14 protein-coding genes and 1 tRNA gene are annotated in these 13,595 nt (G+C 70.7%); 5 read left to right on the top strand and 10 right to left on the bottom strand.

Annotated features, from left to right (window positions below):
- Positions 1-62 precede the first annotated feature (62 nt).
- From Q7F20_RS00430 to Q7F20_RS00420, 3 genes are read right to left on the bottom strand one after another with little or no spacing between them, the layout of a single operon-like run.
- A complete protein-coding gene (locus Q7F20_RS00430) occupies positions 63-1,439 on the bottom strand; it encodes a sugar ABC transporter substrate-binding protein (protein WP_305738147.1) in 1,377 nt (458 codons plus the stop codon).
- A gap of 17 nt (positions 1,440-1,456) precedes the next feature.
- Positions 1,457-2,398, bottom strand: coding sequence for a carbohydrate ABC transporter permease (locus tag Q7F20_RS00425; RefSeq protein ID WP_305738146.1), 942 nt, complete (start codon positions 2,396-2,398; stop codon positions 1,457-1,459).
- Between the two features lie 17 nt (positions 2,399-2,415).
- Positions 2,416-3,384, bottom strand: coding sequence for a carbohydrate ABC transporter permease (locus Q7F20_RS00420; protein WP_305738145.1), 969 nt, complete (start codon positions 3,382-3,384; stop codon positions 2,416-2,418).
- Positions 3,385-3,583: 199 nt separating this feature from the next.
- Here Q7F20_RS00420 and Q7F20_RS00415 point away from each other — a divergent pair, with 199 nt between their 5' ends.
- Both Q7F20_RS00415 and Q7F20_RS00410 read left to right on the top strand, forming a co-directional pair.
- Positions 3,584-4,816 carry a Gfo/Idh/MocA family protein gene (locus tag Q7F20_RS00415; RefSeq protein ID WP_370871588.1) on the top strand — a complete coding sequence of 411 codons (1,233 nt, stop codon included), beginning with the start codon at positions 3,584-3,586 and terminating at the stop codon, positions 4,814-4,816.
- 74 nt (positions 4,817-4,890) lie between these two features.
- Positions 4,891-5,904: a LacI family DNA-binding transcriptional regulator gene (locus tag Q7F20_RS00410; RefSeq protein ID WP_305738144.1), complete on the top strand. Its 1,014-nt coding sequence runs from the start codon at positions 4,891-4,893 to the stop codon at positions 5,902-5,904.
- A gap of 64 nt (positions 5,905-5,968) precedes the next feature.
- Here the strand turns inward: Q7F20_RS00410 and Q7F20_RS00405 are convergent, their stop codons facing one another.
- Positions 5,969-6,430 (bottom strand): helix-turn-helix domain-containing protein, encoded by a 462-nt coding sequence (locus Q7F20_RS00405; RefSeq protein ID WP_305738143.1) that lies wholly within the window; start codon positions 6,428-6,430, stop codon positions 5,969-5,971.
- Between the two features lie 82 nt (positions 6,431-6,512).
- Between Q7F20_RS00405 and Q7F20_RS00400 the strand changes: the two genes are divergently transcribed.
- Complete coding sequence (locus Q7F20_RS00400) at positions 6,513-7,208, top strand: SDR family oxidoreductase (protein ID WP_305738142.1); 696 nt, start codon at positions 6,513-6,515, stop codon at positions 7,206-7,208.
- Between the two features lie 194 nt (positions 7,209-7,402).
- On the opposite strand, the gene Q7F20_RS00395 is transcribed toward Q7F20_RS00400, so the two are convergent.
- Entirely contained in the window at positions 7,403-7,702 is a 300-nt protein-coding gene (locus Q7F20_RS00395) for a GrpB family protein (protein WP_305738163.1), read from the bottom strand.
- 87 nt (positions 7,703-7,789) lie between these two features.
- Here Q7F20_RS00395 and mtnN point away from each other — a divergent pair, with 87 nt between their 5' ends.
- Positions 7,790-8,500, top strand: coding sequence for a 5'-methylthioadenosine/S-adenosylhomocysteine nucleosidase (gene mtnN / locus Q7F20_RS00390; protein ID WP_305738141.1), 711 nt, complete (start codon positions 7,790-7,792; stop codon positions 8,498-8,500).
- A gap of 9 nt (positions 8,501-8,509) precedes the next feature.
- Here the strand turns inward: mtnN and Q7F20_RS00385 are convergent, their stop codons facing one another.
- The 4 genes from Q7F20_RS00385 to serS form a co-directional block, all read right to left on the bottom strand.
- Entirely contained in the window at positions 8,510-9,037 is a 528-nt protein-coding gene (locus Q7F20_RS00385; RefSeq protein WP_305738140.1) for a GNAT family N-acetyltransferase, read from the bottom strand.
- Positions 9,037-9,124: transfer RNA gene (locus Q7F20_RS00380), tRNA-Ser, on the bottom strand. The genes Q7F20_RS00385 and Q7F20_RS00380 overlap by 1 nt, the downstream gene beginning before the upstream one ends.
- 52 nt (positions 9,125-9,176) lie before the next feature.
- Positions 9,177-10,031, bottom strand: coding sequence for an HAD family hydrolase (locus Q7F20_RS00375; protein ID WP_305738139.1), 855 nt, complete (start codon positions 10,029-10,031; stop codon positions 9,177-9,179).
- Positions 10,028-11,293 carry a serine--tRNA ligase gene (gene serS / locus Q7F20_RS00370; protein ID WP_305738138.1) on the bottom strand — a complete coding sequence of 422 codons (1,266 nt, stop codon included), beginning with the start codon at positions 11,291-11,293 and terminating at the stop codon, positions 10,028-10,030. Before serS ends, Q7F20_RS00375 begins: the two co-directional genes overlap by 4 nt.
- 142 nt (positions 11,294-11,435) lie before the next feature.
- Between serS and Q7F20_RS00365 the strand changes: the two genes are divergently transcribed.
- Positions 11,436-12,506, top strand: a complete 1,071-nt coding sequence (locus Q7F20_RS00365) for a diacylglycerol kinase family protein (RefSeq protein ID WP_305738137.1) — start codon at positions 11,436-11,438, stop codon at positions 12,504-12,506.
- Between the two features lie 103 nt (positions 12,507-12,609).
- On the opposite strand, the gene pheA is transcribed toward Q7F20_RS00365, so the two are convergent.
- Entirely contained in the window at positions 12,610-13,566 is a 957-nt protein-coding gene (gene pheA / locus Q7F20_RS00360; RefSeq protein WP_071296051.1) for a prephenate dehydratase, read from the bottom strand.
- Positions 13,567-13,595: the final 29 nt, after the last annotated feature.

Genomic DNA, 13,595 nt, shown 5'->3' with positions numbered 1-13,595 from the left:
CGGGGGGCGCGCTCCCCCCCCCCCCCGCCGGGCGGGGGGGGGGCGGCCCACGAACGCGCGGCTCAGGTGAGTGCCAGCAGGGTGTTCACCTGCTCGTTCACCCCGGTGAGCGTGCTGATCGGCTTGCCGTTCGCGTACACGTCGTCGAACGCCGGCTGCAGCAGCGCCTGGACGTCGGCGGGGTTGCGGGTCACCGGGAACAGGAAGGTCGTCCCCTCCTCGACCTGCCGGGTGAACGCGGTGACGTCGAGCCCGCGCTTGCGGAAGGACGCCACCGCGGCCTCGGTGCCGGCGGGCCGCGCGGGGAACACGATGCCGGCCTCGCCGACGATGCGCTGCGCCGCGTCGCTGCCGAGGAACGCGACCCACTTCGCCGCCGCCTCCGGGTCCCGCGCCTGCTTCGTGATCGAATCGCCGAGCCCGTTGAACATCGACGCCCGGTGGCCCACCGGCCCCCTCGGCGTCGGGGCGAGGGCGATGTCGAGCTTCGTCATGTTGAGGTAGGCGCCGATCATCCACGAGCCGTTGAACGACAGCGCGCACTTGCCCGCCCCGAGTTGCACCTCCGGACCGGTCGTCGTGGAGAAGACGCCGTACTTCGCCATGTAGCCCTTCTCGGCGAGGCCGTAGTACCACGCCAGGGTCTTCTGCACGGTGCGGTCGTCGTACCGGAACCTGTCGCCCCACGGGTTCTCGTTCGTGTAGAACCAGTCGATCGACCCGGTGAACGGCGACCACTGCGTCTGCCCGAACCCGTCACCTCCCGAACCGTTCGACGAGATGCCGTAGACGTCGACGTCGTCCTTGTCGAAGCCCGGCTCGTCGCCACGCCGACCCTTCCGGTCGACCGTCAGACGCGCGAGCATCCGCTCGAACGTGCCGCCGTCGTCGGGGTTCCACTCGAGGTCCTGCAGCTCGGCCTCGGCGACACCGGCCTTCGCCATCGCCCCGCGGTCGTAGAACATCGCGATCGTGTCCCAGTCCTTCGGCGACCCGTAACGGTGGCCGTCCTTCCCCTTCCACAGCTCGGCGAGGCCGGACTGGTAGTCGTCGTCGCGGATGTCCTTCGTCGCCTCGAGCTCGTCGAGCTTGTACAGGACGTCGAGGTCCGAGTACTGCGGGAACTTCGTCAGGTGGTCGGTGAAGACGTCCGGGGCGGTGCCGGCGATGAACCCGGCGGTGAGCTTCGTCCAGTAGTCGTTCCAGCCGAGCTGGGTGATCTTCACGGTGATGTCGGGGTTCTGCTCGTGGAAGGCGTCGGCGACGGCCTGGTACGCGGGCAGCTGGTTCGAGTCCCAGAGCCAGTAGCTCACGGTCCTGGTGCCGGCACGGCCGCCGGAGGTGCCCCGGTTCGGGGACGAGCACGCGGCGAGCGCGCCGAGCGCGAGGGCGGAGGCGCCGCCGGCGAAGAGCGCGCGACGGGAGAGTTCGTTCGTCATGTCAGTCCTGCCTGGTCCTACTTGATGCCCGAGAAGCCGATGGAGTTGACGATCCGCTTGGCGAAGGCGCCGAACAGCACGATCATCGGGAGCGCCGCCACGAGCGTCGCCGCCATGAGTCCGGCCCAGTCGGTGCCGGACTGCGGCGACTGGGACTTGAACACCCCGAGCGCCACCGTGAGCACGCGCGAGCTGTCCGTGTACGACACCATGAGCGGCCAGAAGTAGTCGTTCCAGCTCGTGATGTACGTCAGCACGGCGAGGGTCGCGATCGGTGCCGCGGCCATCGGCAGGACGAGCCGGAAGAACACCCGGACCTTGCCCGCGCCGTCGATGAGGGCGGCCTCCTCGACCTCCTTCGAGATGCCGAGGAAGAACTGCCGCAGGAAGAAGACCGCGAACGGCGTCATGAACATCGTCGGCAGGGCGATGCCGAGCAGGTTGTCGACGAGGCCGAGCTGCTTGATCAGCGCGAAGTTCGGCAGCAGCGTGAAGATCGCCGGCACCATCAGCCCGGCGAGGAACACGCCGAAGACCTTGTCCCGCCCCGGCCAGCGCAGGCGGGCGAAGGCGTAGGCGGCCGCGGCGGAGAAGAACACCTGGCCGACGGTGACGAGGGTCGAGACGATCACGGAGTTCAGCAGGTAGCGCCAGAAGTCGAGCGCCGCGCCGGAGCCGCCCTGGGCGAGCGCCTCCTCGGTCGACTGCAGCCCGAGGACGCGCTCGAACCCGCCGAGGCTGAACCCGACCGGCAGCAGGGACGTCGGGTCGGAGTTGATCGCGCCGTTCGAGGACAGGGCCGTTCGGAGGATCCAGTAGAACGGGAACAGGGTGACGACGATGACGGCGATCATCGCGATCCAGGCGAGGACCCGGCCGACGGACGGTCGGCGTCGGTGGCCGGCACCCGGGCGGGCCGGACGCTTCGTGGTGACGGAACGGGTGAGGGTCGTGGTCATGATCTGTGCCGCTCCGTTCAGTCCAGGTCCGACTCACCCGAGCGGGTGAGGCGGTACTGGATGATCGTGATGATGCCGAGGACGATGAGGAGCGCGACCGACACGGCGGACGCGTAGCCGAACTGGAACCGGCCGAAGGCCAGGTTGTAGATGTAGTTCTGCACGACGTTCGTCGCGTTCGCGGGGCCGCCCTGCGTGGTGACGGCGACGGTGTCGAACACCTGGAACGAGCCGATCACGGTGATGATGAGCACGAGGGACAGGATCGGGCGGAGCAGGGGCACGGTGATGCGCCAGAACATCTTCCACTCGCTCGCTCCGTCGATGCGTCCGGCCTCGTAGACCGTCTCGGGCAGGGACTGCAGGCCGGCGAAGATGAGGAGCGCCGTGTAGCCGACGTGCCGCCAGACGTTGATGAGCGCGATGGACGGGATGCCCCAGACGTCGCTCTGCAGGAACGGGATCCGGTCGAGGCCGAGGGCCGCGAGCATCTCGTTGCCGATGCCGAGCTGGGTGTCGAGGATCCAAAGCCAGACCAGCGCCGCGACGACGTTCGACACGAGGTACGGCGCGAGGACGATCCCCCGCACGAAGGTCGACTTCGTGAGGCGGTGCATCATCACGGCGATGAAGAGCGCGACGACGGTCTGGATCACGATGTTGATGACGACGTACTCGATCGTGACGACCATCGAGTGCCAGAAGATCGAGTCCTGCACGAGCCGCACGTAGTTCTGCAGCCCGGTGAACTCCGGCGGCGTGAGCAGGTTGTAGCTGGTGAAGCTCAGGTAGATCCCCCGGAGGGTCGGCCACACCAGGAACACGGCGAAGCCGACGGCCGCCGGGGCGATGAAGACCAGTGCCAACCAGAGGTCGTTGCGGGGGCGGCGCCTCGGGGAGGACGTCCGGGCACGGGCGAGGGTCGCTCCCCTGCTCCGTGGGCGGGTGGTCGTCAGGGGTGACGACACGGGGCTCTCGGTGGCCATCGCGACTCCTTCGTCTGCGGTGGACTGACGTGCAGCAGTCCGTGAGCCGGGAATCTACACGTGGGGACTACTACCCGCAAGAGGTTTTCGTCCGGTCAGAAATCATGGTTGTCACGTGTAGACATCCGTGTCAGGATGGCCCCCGATCGCATCGGAGCGACCTGCCCGGCGACGCATCCCCCACCTGGAAAGGTCACTGATGATCTCTGTCGGAATGGTCGGCGCGGGCCAGTTCGCGCCCCAGTTCGCCAAGCTGTTCAAGCTGCACCCCGACGTCGACCGGGTCTTCGTGACCGACCTCGTCGACGACCGGGCGTCCGAGCTCGTCGAGTCGCAGCACCTCGACGGCACCTTCCCGGACTTCGACGCCGTGCTCGCGTCCGACGTCGACGCCGTCGCGATCTTCACGCAGCGCTGGACGCACGGGCCGCTCGTCGTCAAGGCGCTCCGCGCCGGCAAGCACGTGTACTCCGCGGTGCCGATGGCGATCTCCGTCGAGGAGATCGAGGCCATCATCGAGGCCGTCCGCGAGACCGGACTCACCTACATGATGGGCGAGACGAGCTACTACAACCCGGCGACGGTGTTCGCCCGCTCGAAGGTCGCGGAGGGCGCGTTCGGCCGCGTCTTCTACGCCGAGGGCGACTACGTGCACGACATGGACCTCGGCTTCTACGCCGCGTACCAGTTCAGCGGCGGCGACGACTGGAAGCGCACCGCCAGCTACCCGCCCATGCTGTACCCGACGCACTCGGTCGGCGGGGTCCTCGGGGCGATCCCCGGGCACGCGGTCAGCGTCAGCTGCATCGGCGTCAAGGACGACCGCGGCGACGGGGTCTTCGACAAGGAGGTCAGCCAGTTCGACAACGACTTCTCGAACGCGACCGCACTGTTCGAGCTCGACAACGGCGGGGTGATGCGGATCAACGAGATGCGCCGCGTCGGCTACCCGTCGCACATCCGTGAGTCCCGCTTCCGCTACTTCGGCACGGAGGGCAGCTTCGAGCAGCTCGCCAAGGTCAGCGTCTGGCAGGACAAGGAGGACTCGTACGACATCAGCGACCAGATCGACACCCAGGCGACGATGGAGCTCGACGACCCGCGCCTCGCCGGGGTCGACCCCTCGCTCCGTGACGCGTTCGTCTCCGGGTACGCGGCCGTGCACGACACCGGCCGCCTGCCCGCCGAGTACGCCGGGGTCCCGACCGGTCACGAGGGCAGCCACCAGTTCCTCGCCGACGACTTCGTCCGCGCCGTCGTCGACCGGACCCTGCCCCCGGTGAACGCGTGGACCGCCGCCCGGTTCACCCTGCCGGGCATCGTCGCCCACCAGTCGGCACTGCAGGGCGGCGTCCGCCTCGAGGTGCCGGACTTCGGCGACGCTCCCGAGACCGTCGAGGTGGTGCCCTCGTCTAGTATCGCCAGCGAGTAGCAAGTGGTGTTCGGGTGTCGGTCCGCACGGGCCGGCACCCGAACGCGACTTCCGAGCCGACGAAGGTGGCACCCGTGACCGTCCCGACGACCCCGAGGGCGGTCACCCGCGCTGACGTCGCCCGCTACGCCGGCGTCAGCACCTCCGTCGTGAGCTACGTCGTCCACGACGGGCCCCGCCCGGTTGCAGCAGCCACCGCGGCCCGCGTCCGCGAGGCGATCCGCGTCCTCGGCTACCGCCCCAACGCCAGCGCCCAGGCGCTCCGCACCGGGTCCTCGAAGATGCTCGGACTCATCGTGCCCGAGCTCGACAACCCGTTCTGGTCGGAGCTCGCGGTCGCGGTCACGCACGCCGCCGCCGCACGCGGCTACGACGTCCTGCTCGCGAACAGCGACGGCGACGCGGGGCAGGAGCGCGAGCGGCTCCGGAGCCTGTCGGCCCGGCAGGTCGACGGCATCATCGTCACGAGCATCATGACGCGGCCGGACCTGTCCACCGTGACGGACCCCGGCATCCCGATGGTCCTGCTCAACACCTTCTTCGAGGTCCCGGACTACGCCAGCATCGGCGTCGACGCCCTGAGCGGCGCGTACGACGGCACGCGGCACCTCGTCGAGCACGGCTACCGCTCGATCGGGCTGGTGATGGGCCACGCGGGCTCGATGGAACTCCGCGAGCAGGGCTGGATGCGCGCACTCCGCGACGCCGGTCTTCCCGACGGCCCGATCGTGCGCTGCGACTTCACCAGGCGGGGCGGCTACGAGGCCGGCCTCCGCATGTTCGGCGAGGGCTCCGGCCCCCGAGCCGTCTTCGTCAGCTCCGACATGCAGGCGGTCGGGCTCCTGCGCGCGCTCTTCGAGCTCGGGCTGTCCGCACCCGACGACGTCGCGATCGTCTCCTTCGACGGTGCAGTCGAGGCCGACTACACCAACCCGCAGCTCACCACCGTCCGGCAGCCGATCGAGACGATGGCGACCGCCGCCGTCGACCGGGTCCTCGGACTCGACGCGGACAACCAGTGGCACCGGGACCTCGTCCCCGCCGAGTTGGTGCGCGGCGCCAGTTGCGGGTGCGACGTGCGTCGCTGACGCACCCGCCTGTGGTCCAGGAGGCGCGGTGCGGGCCCGACCCGCGCCTCCCGTCCGCCCCTGGTCACCGTCCGGCGGGTTCCCCCATGACTGCTTCGAGGGCGTCGAGCTCCACACGGCGCTGCCCGGTGCGCGCGAGGGCGGCCGCCTCGACCGGTTCGCCGGTGGCGGATTCGACGAATCGGAGGTCCGACGTCCGCTCGGACGGTCGGTGCCGGTCCGCCCACCCGCCGAGCGCGAGGAGCACCAGCGAGAGGTCGCGGCCGGCCTCGGTCAGGACGTACTCGTCGCGGACGCGGCCGCCGTCCGGCTTGTAGGCGCGCCGCTCGAGCACGCCACCCTCGACGAGGGAGCCGAGGCGCGCCGTGAGGACCTCGCGCGGGACGCCCAGGCTCTGTTGGAACTGGCTGAAGCGGGTCGAACCGGCGAGGGCGTCGCGGACGATCATGAGCGTCCACTTCTCGCCGAGGACGTCGAGGGACCGCGCGATGGGGCAGCGCTCGTCGCCGCCGAGGATGCCGAGCATGCAGCCATCCTACCTGGGTTCGGAATGCAGACGGATCGTGCTAGGTTCACATTCCGTACTCAACTTCTCGACAGGAGACCCCATGACCACCCTCACCGACGCGACCGTCCTCGTCACCGGAGCGAACGGCGGCCTCGGCGCCGCGTTCGTCCAGCAGGCCCTCGACCGCGGCGCCGCCAAGGTCTACGCCACGGCCCGCTCCCCGCGCACCTGGGACGACGAGCGCATCGTGCCGCTCGCCCTCGACGTGACCGACCAGGCGAGCGTCGACGCCGCGGCCCGGGCGGCAGCCGACGCCACCATCGTCGTGAACAACGCCGGCATCGGCGGGTCCGCACCCCTCCTCGAGACCTCGGTCGACGAGGTCGAGCACGTCTTCGCGACGAACGTCTTCGGTGCGCTCCGGGTCGCCAAGGCCTTCGCACCGTCGATGGCCGGGGGCGCGCTCGTCGACGTGCACTCGGTGCTCAGCTGGCTCGCACTGGCCGGGGGCTACTCCGCCTCGAAGGCCGCGTTCTGGTCGATCACGAACTCCCTGCGCCTCGAGCTCGCACCCCAGGGAACCCAGGTCCTCGGCGCACACCTCGGGTACACGGACACCGGCATGACGGCCGGCCTCGACGTCGAGAAGGCCGACCCGGCGGACATCGTTGCGGCGATCTACGACGCGCTCGAAGCCGGCGAGCACGAGGTCCTGGCCGACCAGGTCAGCCGCGACGTGCGTGCCGGGCTGAGTGCTCCGCTCACCGCGCTGTACCCGGCGCTGGCGTCCGCCTGACGCCTCCGCCGACTCGCGACGCTCAGGACCCGGCCCGTCGGGACGCACTTCGCCGCGCCGCCGGACCGCCTCTTCCGTAGGGCATGTGACCGTTCCGGTTCGGGAAACCCGGGATCCGCGAACCAGAACGGTCACGACGGCGGAACGATCCACAGTCCGCCGCCGCCGTTCGTTCGACGGCGGGGACGTCGAGGTCAGCCGTGAGCGCCCCGGCCGGTGACACCCGCGGTGACGGCGGCGATCGAGGCACGCTCGGCCGCGGTGAGGCCCGCCGCACGCAGCACCCCGTCGAGCACCGCACTCTTGCGGGCCAGGTAGTCGTCGATGTCCAGCGCCTCGGCGGCAGCGCGGCGCTCCACGGCGGCGTACTCGTCGCGGAGTGCCTCGTCGGCGCGCAGGACGTCGCGCACGCCGAGGTGGTTGCGGAGCGCGAGCGACCCCTCGGCCACGACGTCCGTGTTGCTCGGGGCGAACCGCTGGGCGTGACGACCCAGGCCACACCTCCCCGATCACAGCGACGCACGACGAACGGTACGCAGACGACGGTCTCGTCGGTCCACGCCGCGTGCGAAGATCGATCAGTGCAACCCCCTCCCCCGATCGCCGTCGTCATCGCCGCCATGAGCGAAGAGGTGTCCGCGTTCGCCGGTCTCCTCGGCGGCGTCCCGATCCTCGACGGTCCGGTCGGTGGCCACGACGAACACCACCTGCTCGACGTCGGCGGCGCCACCGTCGCGGTGCGCCGCAGCGGCATCGGGTTCACGAACGCCACCGCGGCGGTCGCCCACGCGTTCCACGACTTCGGCTCGGGGATCCCGGTCATCAGCGTCGGGACCGCCGGCGGCCTGATGCACGGCGTGGCGATCGGCGACGTCGTCGTCGGCGACCGCTACGTCAACCTCAACGCCGATGCCACGGCGTTCGGCTACGCGCTCGGCCAGGTCCCGGGCATGCCCACAGGGTACGAACCCGACGACCACCTGGTGCGGCTCGCCCTCGCCTCGGACGCCGGGTACCCGCTCCGCGCGGCCACGATCGGCTCGAGCGAGATCTTCGTCACCGAGGGTCGAGCGCGCGTGCTCCGCACGGCGTTCCCCACGGTCGCGGCGGTCGACATGGAGTCGGCGGCGATCGCGCAGTTCGCCCACGTCCACGCCATGCCGTTCGTGTCCGTCCGGTGCATCAGCGACCTCTGCGCGCCGGACGGCGACGAGTTCAAGGAGCACCTCGACGGCGCGGCAGCCCGTGCCGCCCGGGTGGTGCACGACGTGGTGACGGGACTCGTCAGCTGACCCGAGGGATCACCGGGGCGTCGGTCTGAGGAGCTGGAACATGACGTGGTCGCGCCAGACGCCGTCGATCTCGATGTACTCCGGCGCCAGACCGTACCGGGTGAACCCCGCCGCCTGCAGCGCGCGCTGCGAGCCGACGTTCTCGGGCAGCGTCTCGGCCTGGACGCGGTGGAGCCGCAGCACGTCGAAGGCGTGGTCCGCGGCGGCCCGGACTGCGCGTGAGGCGTGCCCGCGACGCAATCGGTCGGCGCGGATCCAGTAGCCCATCGCGCACGACTGCAGGGCGCCCCGCGTGATGCCGCTCAGCGTGATGCGGCCGAGCAGTTCGCCGTCGCCCGACTCGATCACGAACGGGACGGACGTGCCGGCACGCTCCGCCGCGAGGGCGTGGACGATGACGTCGTGCTGGCCCGCCTCGGTGAAGTACGCGGGCGACCGGGTCGGTTCCCACGGTCGCAGGTGGTCGGCACTCGCGGTGATCACGGCGGCGAGCGTCGCGGCATCGTCGACGGTGATCAGGCGCAGGCGTGTGTCCATGGCGGAGGGTGTGGGATTCGAACCCACGAGACATCTCTGCCCACCTGTTTTCAAGACAGGCTCCATCGGCCGCTCGGACAACCCTCCAGCGACGCGACCACGTGGCGAGACGTGATCGCGTCCCGGGAAGTCTACCGGGCTAGCGCGGCAGGGAGTCGAGCGCCGCCGCCAGGCCGTCGTCGGTCACACCGCCGGTGAGCTCGTTGCCCGCGTCGACGACGTCCTCGGGAGCCTGTCCCATGACGACCCCCCGGCCCGAGGTCGACGCCCACCGCAGCATGTCGATGTCGTTCCGGCCGTCGCCGGCGGCGAAGACGCGCGAGCGCGGGATGTCGAGCCACTCACGGACACGCTCCATCGCCGTGGCCTTGGTGACGCCGAAGGGAGCGATGTCGAGCCACGACGTCCAGCCCACCGAGTACGAGACCTTGTGCAGGCCCATCTGCTCGACGACCTGCAGGAAGTCCTCGGTGTCGTGCCCGGGCGAGATGACGACGACACGGGTCGCCTCGACGCCCAGCAGCTGCTCGAACGGGACGTGCTCACCGGCGACGGTCATCGTGTCGTTGGGGAAGTTGCCGGAGAGCAGGAAGTGCCCGGTCTGGTCCTCGACGCCGAACGCGGCGTTCTCGAGGGCGCCGTGGATCGTCTGCAGCACCTCGGTCGGGTCGAACTGCTCGACGTGCACCCGCTCGTAGGACCCGTCGGGCCGACGTCCCAGGATCAGCGCGCCGTTCGCGCAGACGAGGTACTTCGGCGCGATGCCGAGCGTCTCGAGCAGCGGGACGGTCATGCCCTCGCTGCGACCGGTGCTGAGCATGACCTCGTGTCCGGCCGCCTCGGCATCGCGGAGCGCGGCGATCACGGCCTCGGTGACGACGCCGTCCTCGCGCATGGTGGTGCCGTCGATGTCGAGCGCCACCAGCCAGCGCTTCGTCCGTGCCGGCGCTCCCGCACCGGCCGCACCGTCGACGAACCGACCCTGCGCGCTCATCGGGGTTCGATCACCTCGACGCCGCCCAGGTAGGGGCGGAGGACCTCGGGCACGACGACCGAGCCGTCGGCCTGCTGGTGCGTCTCGAGGATGGCGACGATCCACCGCGTGGTCGCGAGCGTCCCGTTGAGGGTCGCGACCGGCGCGGTCTTCCCGCTCTCGGTGCGGTACCGGATGTCGAGGCGACGAGCCTGGAACGTCGTGCAGTTCGACGTCGACGTGAGTTCGCGGAACGTGCCCTGCGTCGGCACCCAGGCCTCGATGTCGTACTTGCGCGCAGCACTCGTGCCGAGGTCGCCACCGGCGACGTCGATCACGCGGTAGTGCAGCCCGAGGTCCTGCAGCATCTGTTCCTGGTACCCGACCAGCTTGGCGTGCTCGGCCTCGGCCTGGTCCGGGTGGACGTAGGCGAACATCTCGAGCTTGTTGAACTGGTGCACGCGGAGGATGCCGCGGTTGTCCTTGCCCGCCGACCCGGCCTCGCGCCGGTAGCAGGTCGACCAGCCGGCGTAGCGGAAGGCTTCCCCGGACTCGAGGGGCAGGATCTCGTCGGCGTGGAAGCCTGCGAGCGCGACCTCGCTCGTGCCGGTCAGGTAGAGGTCGTCCGCCTCGAGCCGGTAGACCTCGGCCGCGTGCTCACCGAGGAAGCCGGTGCCGGCCATGGTCTCGGGGCGCACCAGCGTCGGCGTGATGAGCGGCTCGAAGCCGGCCGCGATTGCACGGTCGAGGCCGAGCGACATGAGGGCGATCTCGAGCCGGGCCCCGAGACCGCGCAGGAAGTAGAACCGCGAACCGGACACCTTCACGCCGCGCGGGATGTCGATGATGCCGAGGTGCTCGCCGAGGTCGGCGTGGTCCTTCGGCTCGAAGTCGAACTCCGGCTTCGTGCCGACCGTACGGAGCGTGACGAAGTCGTCCTCGCCACCCTTCGGCACGTCCGGCAGCACGACGTTCGGGATGCTCCGCACGACGGTGGTGAAGGACTCCTCGGCTGCGGTGACCTCGGCCTGCGCCTCCTTCACCTTCGCGGCGAGCGCCTGGGCCTGCTGCACGAGCGCGGCCTTCTCGTCCTTCGGGGCCTTCGCGACGGTCTTGCCGAAGGCGTTCTGCTCGGCCCGGAGGGACTCGAACGAGGTGATCGCGCTCCGCCGTGCCGCGTCCGCGGCGACGGCCTCGTCGACGACGGCGACGGAGGCGCCGCGCGCCTCCTGCGAGGCCTTGATGACGTCCGGGTTGTCACGCAGCAGCTGGGGATCGATCACCGGATCATCCTAGCCAGCGACGGTTGCGGGTCGCGTGTGGGGACGGACTGGAGGCGCGGTGCGGGCCCGACCCGCGCCTCCAGTCCGCCCCTGGTCCTGTTCAGGGCCTCCGCTCGCAGCATCCGGTCGGTACCGTTGGTGCATGTCGACCCCTTCGGAGACCGCGCCCGCGGACCAGGACGCCCTCCAGACCGAGCAGCGGACGGCCGCGGTCGTCTACAACCCGGTCAAGGTGCACCTACCGAGCCTCAAGCGCACCGTCGAGAAGCACCAGCAGGAAGCCGGCTGGGCCGAGACCCTCTGGTTCGAGACGACGGAGGAGGACCCGGGCGGCGGGATGGCCCGCGCGGCGCTCGAGGCCGGTGCCGACGTCGTCGCCGCCGCCGGTGGGGACGGCACCGTCCGCGCCGTCGCCGAGGTGGTCCACGGATCCGACGCCTCGCTCGCGCTGCTGCCGAGCGGCACGGGCAACCTGCTCGCGAGGAACATGAAGTTGCCGCTGGACGACCTCGGCGGGATGGCCAGGGCGATCTTCGCCGGGCACGACCGGTCCATCGACTTCGGGCTGCTCGGTGTCGAGCGTTCCGACGGCTCCCGCGACCGCTACGGCTTCCTCGTGATGGCCGGCCTCGGGCTCGACGCCCGCATGCTCGCGAACACGCGGCCCGAGCTGAAGAAGCGCGTGGGGTGGCTCGCGTACCTCGACTCGCTGTTCCGCTCCGTGCGGGACACCGACGGCTTCGAGTTCCGGTACCGGCTCGACGAGTCGGCGCGGAACGGCTCGGTGCGGGCGCACTCGGTCATCGTCGGCAACTGCGGCATGCTCCAGGCCAACGCCATGCTCCTGCCCGATGCCGAGATCGACGACGGCGTGTTCGACATCGTCGTGATGCGGCCCCGCGGGTTCTTCGGGTGGGTGCGGATCGCTGCCCGGGTGTTCTGGGAGAACGCGATCCTGCGGTGGTTCCGCCGGTCCGCGCTGTCCGACACCGTGATCGGCCGGCGGATCACCACGGCGGCGAAGCAGGAGCGTCCGCTGCGCTACCTGCGCGGTGAGGAGTTCACGCTGCGCCTGGAGAAGCCGGACGAGTTCGAGATCGACGGCGACCCGGTGGGCGAGATCGTGGCGTTCCGCGCGAAGATCGACCCCGGGTCGCTCGACGTGCGGGTCCCCGCGGTGGAGCACGCGACGGGGCGCGCGCGCCGGAAGTAGCGCGCGCGGCGCGGCGCGCAGTGTGCGAGGTTCCGCTCGCGGTGGGACGCGTTCGTCGTCCCACACTCGTCGAGACCTCGCACACTGCGGCAGCGCGCAGCGCTCAGCGCGCCTCGGGCTCGCCCGACACGATCGCGCGCAGCCAGTCGCGTGCCTCGACGAACGCGACGTCCGAGTAGCGCGCGGGCACCTCGGGACGGACCCCGTCGGCCCGCGGGTACGACCCGAGGAACGTCACGCGCGGGCTGAACCGCCGCAGGCCGAGCAGCGCGTCCGCCACGCGCTCGTCCCGCACGTGCCCGTCGAGGTCGATGACGAAGCGGTAGCGCCCGAGCTCGTCGCCGATCGGCCGCGAGGACAGCAGCCCCATGTTGATGCCCCGCGTCGCGAACTGCTCCAGCATGTCGACGAGGGCGCCGGGGTGGTCGGCGGGCAGCTCGACGATGACGCTCGTCTTGTCGGCGCCGGTCGGCTCGGGCAGCGCGAGGGTCTTCGACACGAGGACGAACCGCGTGACCGCCGAGGCGTTGTCGCCGATGGACGAGGCGAGGACCTCGAGCGCGTAGTGGTCGGTGATCCCCGGGGGCGCGACCGCGGCGTCGGCGGTGGGGTGCTCGTCGAGCAGGGCGGCCGCGGCGGCCACGTTCGAGGACGCCGGGATGTGTCCGTGCCCGCGGACGTTCGCCTCGAGCCAGTTGTGGGTCTGCGCGTAGGCGACGGGGTGCGCGTTCACCGTCCGGACGTCGGCGAGTGCGGTGCCGGGCCGGGCCACGAGCACGAAGTCGACGGGGACGAGGTACTCCCCCACGATGCGCACGCCGGGGATCCGGGCGAGGGCGTCCTGCGTGGCGCTGACCCCGCCGTCGACGCTGTTCTCGATCGCGATCACGGCACCGATCGACCGGCCGCTGACGACGTCGTCGAGGGCCTCGCCGACGTTGTTCACGCTCCGCCAGGGCTTGCCGGCCGCTGCGTCGACGAGCTTGAGGGCGGCCTCCGTGAAGGTCCCGGCGGGTCCGAGGTAGGAGTACGTGTCGGACGGCGCGGCGGACTCGGTCATGCGGCGAGCCTATTGCAACGCCCACCGTC

This window comes from Curtobacterium sp. A7_M15 (genome assembly GCF_030705415.1).
In the GTDB taxonomy this organism is placed as follows: Bacteria; Actinomycetota; Actinomycetes; order Actinomycetales; family Microbacteriaceae; genus Curtobacterium.
The sequence above is the reverse complement of the archived record's forward strand: the minus strand, read 5'-3'. Positions and strand labels throughout refer to the sequence as shown.

Bases quoted from the DNA above. Each gene is read 5' to 3' on its own strand.
- Q7F20_RS00385 (WP_305738140.1), bottom strand. From the start codon at position 9,037: ATGGACACACGCCTGCGCCTGATCACCGTCGACGATGCCGCGACGCTC.
- Q7F20_RS00415 (WP_370871588.1), top strand. From the start codon at position 3,584: ATGATCTCTGTCGGAATGGTCGGCGCGGGCCAGTTCGCGCCCCAGTTC.
- Q7F20_RS00430 (WP_305738147.1), bottom strand. From the start codon at position 1,439: ATGACGAACGAACTCTCCCGTCGCGCGCTCTTCGCCGGCGGCGCCTCC.
- Q7F20_RS00365 (WP_305738137.1), top strand. From the start codon at position 11,436: ATGTCGACCCCTTCGGAGACCGCGCCCGCGGACCAGGACGCCCTCCAG.
- Q7F20_RS00425 (WP_305738146.1), bottom strand. From the start codon at position 2,398: ATGACCACGACCCTCACCCGTTCCGTCACCACGAAGCGTCCGGCCCGC.
- Q7F20_RS00420 (WP_305738145.1), bottom strand. From the start codon at position 3,384: ATGGCCACCGAGAGCCCCGTGTCGTCACCCCTGACGACCACCCGCCCA.
- Q7F20_RS00405 (WP_305738143.1), bottom strand. From the start codon at position 6,430: ATGCTCGGCATCCTCGGCGGCGACGAGCGCTGCCCCATCGCGCGGTCC.
- pheA (WP_071296051.1), bottom strand. From the start codon at position 13,566: ATGACCGAGTCCGCCGCGCCGTCCGACACGTACTCCTACCTCGGACCC.
- Q7F20_RS00375 (WP_305738139.1), bottom strand. From the start codon at position 10,031: ATGAGCGCGCAGGGTCGGTTCGTCGACGGTGCGGCCGGTGCGGGAGCG.
- Q7F20_RS00400 (WP_305738142.1), top strand. From the start codon at position 6,513: ATGACCACCCTCACCGACGCGACCGTCCTCGTCACCGGAGCGAACGGC.